Origin of the sequence: Streptomyces sp. CNQ085, assembly GCF_022614595.1 — a bacterium.
Lineage (GTDB): Bacteria > Actinomycetota > Actinomycetes > Streptomycetales > Streptomycetaceae > Streptomyces.
On record NZ_JAJFAU010000016.1, the window covers coordinates 42,058 to 49,234 of the forward strand.

At 73.4% G+C, this 7,177-nt stretch carries 5 protein-coding genes and 1 pseudogene; 4 read left to right on the forward strand and 2 right to left on the reverse strand.

All coding sequences use genetic code 11. The annotated features are described in order from the left end of the window. Window positions 1–73 precede the first annotated feature (73 nt). The 4 genes and pseudogenes from LJ221_RS05380 to LJ221_RS05395 all read left to right on the forward strand — a co-directional run. Window positions 74–1,093 (forward strand): annotated as a pseudogene (locus LJ221_RS05380) (CehA/McbA family metallohydrolase); the annotation flags it as partial. Between the two features lie 208 nt (window positions 1,094–1,301). Beyond that, the gene (locus tag LJ221_RS05385) at window positions 1,302–4,253 is read left to right on the forward strand and encodes a BTAD domain-containing putative transcriptional regulator (protein WP_241714203.1); all 2,952 of its coding nucleotides are present in this window, start codon (window positions 1,302–1,304) and stop codon (window positions 4,251–4,253) included. 230 nt (window positions 4,254–4,483) lie between these two features. Continuing rightward, on the forward strand, window positions 4,484–4,642 hold the full coding sequence (locus LJ221_RS05390) for a hypothetical protein (protein ID WP_241714204.1): 159 nt from the start codon (window positions 4,484–4,486) through the stop codon (window positions 4,640–4,642). A gap of 198 nt (window positions 4,643–4,840) precedes the next feature. Beyond that, window positions 4,841–5,041, forward strand: coding sequence for a hypothetical protein (locus tag LJ221_RS05395; protein ID WP_241714205.1), 201 nt, complete (start codon window positions 4,841–4,843; stop codon window positions 5,039–5,041). Between the two features lie 93 nt (window positions 5,042–5,134). Here LJ221_RS05395 and LJ221_RS05400 read toward each other — a convergent pair whose 3' ends face one another. Continuing rightward, the gene (locus LJ221_RS05400; protein ID WP_241714206.1) at window positions 5,135–5,632 is read right to left on the reverse strand and encodes a hypothetical protein; all 498 of its coding nucleotides are present in this window, start codon (window positions 5,630–5,632) and stop codon (window positions 5,135–5,137) included. Window positions 5,633–5,788: 156 nt separating this feature from the next. Continuing rightward, on the reverse strand, window positions 5,789–7,177 hold a 1,389-nt coding region (locus LJ221_RS05405), incomplete at its 5' end, for a PQQ-binding-like beta-propeller repeat protein (protein ID WP_241714208.1).

Genomic DNA, 7,177 nt, shown 5'->3' on the forward strand with positions numbered 1-7,177 from the left:
CCCATGAGCGGGGCCATCTGCGGGCCCGTCACGACTGGCTGCTGAACTGCTCGTCCGCGCTCGCCGCCGGCTTCCGGCGTATCCGCCGGAGCGGGCGAAGGGCCGGGGACGCGCCTGGTACCGGGGCGACTGCCATCTGCACACCGTGCACTCCGACGGGCGGCGCACCCCGGCCGAGGTCGCGGCGGCGGCGCGGGCCGCCGGGCTGGACTTCATCGCCACCACCGAGCACAACACCACTTCCGGGCACGGCGCCTGGGAAGGGCTTTGGGGGAACGACCTGCTGATCCTGTGCGGTGAGGAGGTGACCACCCGCAACGGCCACTACCTGGCGCTCGGCGTCGATCCGGGCACCTTCGTCGACTGGCGCTACCGGGCACGCGACGACGCGTACGAGCGATACGTGCGCAGGATCCACCGTGCGGGCGGGCTGGTCGTCCCGGCGCACCCAAACTGTCCGTTCGTGGGCTGCCAGTGGAAGTTCGGTTACGCGGGCGCGGACGCGGTGGAGGTGTGGAACGGGCCGTGGACGCCCGACGACGAACTGGCCCTGGCCGCCTGGGACAACATGCTGGTGGAGTCCTGCCTCCGGAGAGGCGGGGACGGGCGCGGACGGTGGATACCGGCGGTGGGCAACAGCGACGCCCATCGTGAGCCGCAGGCCGTCGGCCTGCCGCAGACGGTCGTCCACGCCGGTGACCTGTCGCGCGCGGCCGTGCTGGAGGGCATACGGGCGGGCCGGAGCTGGCTGGCGGAGTCCTCGGGGATCGGCCTGGAGCTGTCGGCCGCGGGACCACGCGGCGAGCACGCCGGGATCGGGGAACTGCTGCGCGTCACGCCGGACACCGCGGTGGCGGTTCGGCTGGAGGTGACGGGGGTACCGGACGGCACGGTGCGGCTGCTGACCGACCAGGGCGAGATGCGCTCGGAGCGTCTGCCCGCCTCGGGTACGGGCACGGTTCTCTGGCGCACCACCGCCTCACTGGCCGCGTATGTGCGCGCCGAGGTGCGCCGCCCCGCCCAGGACGGCGGCGCGGGACTGCCGGGGCCGATGGCGGCGATGACCAACCCGCTCTGGCTGGAGGCGTGTTGATGAGCAGAGACACCACTGTTAGTCAAATCCTTTGGTATACAGGAAGTTTGATTTACCATCGTACATTTCGTGATCTTTCGGGGCATCAGTGGCCGCTCCAGTCGCGGGTTCACGGCGGCCGTGAGCAGACACAGGGGCACGGCTGACGTACCGACCGCTGACAAGGCACACTGTGCGCTGCGGGTCGTCATACTTCGCAGGGGGCACCATGGGCGGCGAGGGGCACACCGGACGCGAACGACTGCGGCAGCCGGACGACGGTCGTCACCGGCTGCGTTTCGCCGTGCTCGGACCGGTACGTGCCTGGCGGGACGGTGAGCCGGTCGGCGTCGGCTCGCCCCAGCAGCGCGCCCTGCTCGCCGCCCTGCTGCTGCGCGGCGGGCAGACGGCCACCGCGCAGGAACTGGTGGACGCGCTGTGGGGCGAGGAGCCGCCGCAGCGCGCCCTGGCCGCGCTGCGCACCTACGCCTCCCGGCTGCGCAAGGTGCTCGGCGCCGAGGCTCTGATCAGCGAGTCCGGCGGGTACGCGATCGGGCTGGGCCCCGACACCGGGATCGACGCGGACACGGCCGCCGCCCACGCGCTGGAGGCCGAGAAGGCGGCCTCCAGCGGCGACCGCCACCGGGCGCGCGAGCTGTACGGCCTGGCGCTGGCACAGTGGAACGGCGAGCCCCTGGCCCACGTCCCCGGGCCGTACGCGGAGAACCAGCGGACCCGGCTGGAGGAGTGGCGGCTGTCCCTGCTGGAGCACCGCCTCGGCCTCGACCTCCAGCTCGGCGCCCACACCGAGGCGGTCGGCGAGCTGACCGCGCTGACCGCCGAGCACCCGCTGCGCGAGCGGCTGCGCGAACTGCTGATGCTGGCGCTGTACCGCAGCGGCCGCCAGGCCGAGGCCCTGGCCGTCTACGCCGACACCCGGCGGCTGCTGGCCGAGGAACTGGGGGTGGACCCCCGCCCGGAGCTGGCCGAGCTCCAGCAGCGCATCCTGCGGGCCGACGAGGAACTGGCGCAGCCCGCCGAGGAGCCCGCCCCGCCGGGCACGGCCACCTTCGTACGCCCCGCGCAGCTTCCGGCGACCGTGCCGGACTTCACCGGCCGGGCCGCCTTCGTCGCGGAACTGGGCGACCAGCTCGTCGCCGCCGAGAGCCGCGTCATGGCGGTCTCGGCGGTCGCGGGCATCGGAGGGGTGGGCAAGACCACCCTGGCCGTGCACGTCGCCCACGCCGCCCGCGACCGCTTTCCCGACGGTCAGCTCTACACCGACCTCCAGGGGGCGGGCCCGGCCCCGGCGGAGCCGGAGGCGGTCCTGGGCGCGTTCCTGCGGGCCCTGGGCCTCCCGGACTCCGCGATCCCCGACGGGGTGGAGGAGCGGGCCTCGCTCTACCGCTCGACACTGGCCGGCCGCCGCATCCTGACCCTGCTGGACAACGCCCGCGACGCCGCCCAGGTCCGCCCGCTGCTGCCGGGCACCGAGGGCTGCGCCGCGCTGATCACCAGCCGGGTGCGGATGGTGGACCTGGCGGGCGCGCACCTGGTGGACCTGGACGTGATGAGCCCCGAGGAGGCCATGACGCTGTTCACCCGGATCGTCGGCGCCGAGCGGGTGGGGGCCGAGCGCGAGGCCGCCATGGACACCGTCGCGGCCTGCGGCTTCCTGCCCCTGGCCATCCGCATCGCCGCCTCCCGCCTGGCCGCCCGCCGCACCTGGACGGTCTCCTTCCTGGCCCGCAGACTCGCCGACGAGCGCCGCCGGCTGGACGAGCTCCAGGCCGGCGACCAGGCCGTCAAGGCCACCTTCGAGCTGGGCTACGGTCAGCTGGAGGCGGAGCAGGCCCGCGCCTTCCGCCTGCTGGGCCTGGCCGACGGCGCCGACATCTCCGTACACGCCGCCGCCGCCATGCTGGAGCGCACCCCGGAGGAGACCGAGGACCTGCTGGAGTCCCTGGTCGACACCTCCCTGCTGGAGTCAGCCGCCCCCGGCCGCTACCGCTACCACGACCTGGTCCGGCTCTACGCGCGCACCTGCGCCGAACGCGACGAGGACCCCGCCTCGGAGCGCACCGTCGCACACTCCCGGCTGCTGGACTTCTACCTGGCCACGGCGGCCGGCGTGTTCGCCCTGGAGCGCCCCGGTGACCGGACCGTGGAACACCTGGCCGCCACCGAGCGCCCCGGACTGGATTTCGACAGCCGTGCCACGGCGCTGGACTGGCTGTTCGCCGAGGCCGACTGCCTGATGGCCTGTGTGGAGCAGTCGGCCGGCGGCGACACGCTGCGCCGTGCGGCCGACCTGCTGATCGCGGCCAAGGACCTGGCTGACTCCGGCATCCACTCACTGCGCTACGAGCGGGCCGCCACCGCCGTCTGCCGGGCGGCGTTGACCGCGGGCGACACCTGGGCCGAAGGTCGCGCCCACATCATGCTCACCCATGTACACACGGTGGCGGGCCGCTTCGACCAGGCCGACGAGAACGCGCACCGCGCCATGATGCTCGCCGAGTCCACCGGCGATCCGGTTCCCAGGTGCTACGCCCCCAACGACCGTGGCATCATCGCCATCTACCAGGGCCGCTACGAGCACGGCGAAGCGCACCTGAACCGGGCCATCGAGGCGTTCCGGACCGACGGCAACCACACCGGCGAGGCCAGCGCCCTGTGCAACCTCTCCCGCATCCATCTGGCCCTCGGCCGCATCGACAGCGCGATCCGGCTCGCCGAGCAGGGCGTGGACATCTACACCGACATGAAACTCACCATGCGTCTGGCCAACGGCCGTTACGCCCTGGGAGTGGCGCTGACGAGTGCCGGGCGCGTCAGCGAGGCCCTCGACCAGCTCAACAGGGCTCTCGCGCTCTTCCACGAAAGCCGCCAACCGCTGTGGGAGGGCGTGACCCATCTGCGGCTGGCCGAGGCGCACCTGGTGGCACGCCGTCCCGCGCAGGCCGCCGCCCACGCCGAACAAGCCCTCGCGCTGCGCGGCATCGGCGGTGAGTGGCGGCGTGGGACGGTGCTGATGGCTCTGGGCCGTGCGCTGGACTCTCTGGGCCAGACGGACCGCGCCCGTGCCTGCTGGCAGGACGCACTGGCCATCTTCGATTCCCTGGGTTCCCCCGAGGCCGACGAGGCCCGGAAGGTACTGGCTCCTGCCGTCGCCGCGTAGCGGCTCGGGGAGTATGGATCCGCCGCCGGAAGCGGACGTTCATCGATTGTTTATCGCCGCACGCCATGCTCATACCCATCGACCCGTCGCGTCGGGGGGCAGGCAGGTCGATGGGCCCAACACCCTGTACCACCGGGATGAGCGGCCCGAAGTCCGTCCGGCGGCCCACGGGGGAGCCGCCGGACGGACCCCCGGGATTCAGTTCGTCACCAGATCTAGGAGTCGGCCGTATGAGCGAGACCACCAAGAAGCCCGTCACCGGCGGTCCCCAGCGGGACAACCACGTGTCGAGCCCCGGCAGCGACGGCCCGACCACTCAGGACAACCACGTCTCGGGCGGTGCGGCCGACGTGGAGGACAACCACGTGTCCGGCGACGGGGTGAAGTAGGACCACACCAGACGGGGGGCACCAGGGACCAGCGGCGGCGATGCAGAGGGGGGATCGCCGAAGCTGGTCCCTGAATGTGTGCGACGGACGGATCGCGCCACTACTGGACGGACTTTCGGCCACGAAGATCGAACGGTCGCCCCACCATCGCTAGTTTGGCCCATGAAGGGGAACATCGTTATCCACAGAGGAGCCTTTATGACTCGCTCGAAGAAGGTTCTCGCCGCCTTCGTTCTCGCGGCAGCCCTGACGGGCGGCGCCACCGCCCCGGCCATGGCCGAAAACCACGTGTCCGTCGGACCGCGGAACGCGTCCGCGCCGACGTCGTGTGAGAACCACGTGTCCATACCGGGACGCGGCGGCTGCGCCGAGGCACAGGAGGACAACCACGTCGCCTGAGACGAGGCATACGGCTTGCGCGGAGACCCCGTCGACGAGCTGGGGCGGGACCGCTGCAGCGGTCCCGCCCCAGCTCGTCGACGGGGTCCACGTTCAGCCCTCCGCGACGGAGGCGCGGCAGTCCTCCGCGGCCCCCACCATGGCCGGGTCCCGCGGCTCCACCTCGACGCGCCTGGTCAGGTCCCTTTCCACGCTGACGCGCCGGGAGGAGACATCGACGGTGTCCCCGAAGCCGTCGACCAGATACACGTAGACGGTGTAGGTGCCGGCGTCGCCACCGGAGAGCTCGACCACCGTCCCCTTCTTCCCCTTGGCGCACGAGATGATCTCGGCGTCCGGCTCGTCCTCGCGGGACGAGGAGCCGGAGGAGCCGCTGCCGGCCGTCGTGCTCCGGTAGCCGCTGTAACCCGACCGGCTGCCGGACTTGTCCTTGCCGCAGCCGCCGCCTCCGCCGCCGCTCTTGCTGCTGCTCCCCCGGCCGCCGCCGCCCTTGCCGCCGCCGCTCCGGGCCTGGCCGAAGCCGGACAGGGCCAGCGTCACGACGGCGACGACGGCTGTCAGCTTGAGGTGGCGCTTCACAGAGCGCTTCATGACGAGTTCTCCCCCGGTGGACGCTCGGTGCGCGTACGCACCCGCTTTTGACTGCCGCACTTTCCAACAGGGTTCACGCGAGGAGCGGCCAACGGGGTTCCCGCGCAGAGGGGTTCGCCGGAAACCGGGCGGGGCGAACGCGGGGACGGGGCCGGGTCAGGCGCGGGCCCGCCCCGTCCCCTTGGCCGCGTCCAGCGCGTACACGCAGCGGTCCCGGCTGCACGCGAAGACCACGCCGTCCGCGACCACCGGCGAGCCGGTGATCTCGCCCTCCGTGGCGAGCTTCCAGCGCAGCTGACCCCCGACGGCGTCCAGCGTGTACAGGCAGTGGTCCGCCGATCCGAAGTGGACCCGGCCGTCCGCCGAAACCGGGGCGCCGGTGATCTCGCCGCCCGTCGCGAAGCGCCAGCGGGGGGTGCCGCTGACCGCGTCCAGCGTGTAGAGCGCGCCACCGCTGCCCAGATGGACCAGCCCGTCGGCCACCACCACCGGCTCGGCCGACTGGCGGGACTCGGTGGCGATCCGCCACCGGTCGTGGCCGTTGGCGGCGTCCAGCGCGTACACCGTGCCCAGGTAGTCGGCCAGGTAGACGCCGCCGCCCGCGATCGCCGCGCCCGGCGCGAAGGCCGGCGGGCACAGGAACGCGGCGGGTGCGTCGAAGCGCCACCGCTCCGCTCCGGTGGCCGCGTCCAGGGCGAAGACCCGCGAGCCGGCGCTGACGTACACCGCGCCGTCGTCGGCGGGCAGCAGCCGTACCGGGACGCCGCCGGTCGCCGAGGAGTCGCCGACCGGGTGGGACCACTGCTCGGTTCCGGTGCGCGCGTCCAGGGCGTACAGCCGCCCGTCGCCCCAGACGTAGACCGAACCGCCCCTTGTCACCGGGCCGGTCCCGGCGGTCTCGAAGTCGGTCTGCGCACCGGACAGCTCCCACAGCCGCTCGCCGCTCGCCGCGTCCCACGCCTGTACGCCGCCGCCGCGGGTGCCGGTGACGACCGTGCCGCGATCGGCGCGCAGCGCGTACACCCAGCCCTCCGCGGCCAGGCGCCAGACGTCGGAGCCGTCGCGGGCGCTCAGGGCGTACAGGCTCGGTCCGTCGGAGGCGTGGACCCGGCCGTTGCTCACGGCCATCGACCACGCCACCTCACGGGTCTTGAACTGCCGCCGTCCCGTCGCCACGTCCAGCGCGTGGACCTCGAAGGAGGTGACGTACAGCAGGCCGTCGGCGACGACCGGGGTGCCCCACACGTCGTTGGACATCCGGAAGCGCCACGGCCGCCAGCGCGGCGGCGCGGCCGTCTCACCGCCGGGAGGCCCCTGGGAGGCACTGTGCGGCGGAGGGTGGGCCACGGTGGCTCCGGGGGCGCCGGTGCCACCGGCCCCGCCGCCGTCCGGTGCCCGCAGCACCCAGGACGTCGGGGGGCTCACCTCGGTGACGCGGGCCCGGGGCCGCCGGGGGCCGGGGCCGATGGGCAGCGGGGCACCCGGCAACAGTACGGAGCCGCCGTCCGCCGGACGGTGCGGAGGCGGCGGCACCGGGGGCGCGGC

What these genes read in the sequence shown, in the direction of transcription:
- LJ221_RS05400 (WP_241714206.1), bottom strand. Translation starts at nt 5,632, where the DNA reads ATGAAGCGCTCTGTGAAGCGCCACCTCAAGCTGACAGCCGTCGTCGCC.
- LJ221_RS05390 (WP_241714204.1), top strand. Translation starts at nt 4,484, where the DNA reads ATGAGCGAGACCACCAAGAAGCCCGTCACCGGCGGTCCCCAGCGGGAC.
- LJ221_RS05395 (WP_241714205.1), top strand. Translation starts at nt 4,841, where the DNA reads ATGACTCGCTCGAAGAAGGTTCTCGCCGCCTTCGTTCTCGCGGCAGCC.
- LJ221_RS05385 (WP_241714203.1), top strand. Translation starts at nt 1,302, where the DNA reads ATGGGCGGCGAGGGGCACACCGGACGCGAACGACTGCGGCAGCCGGAC.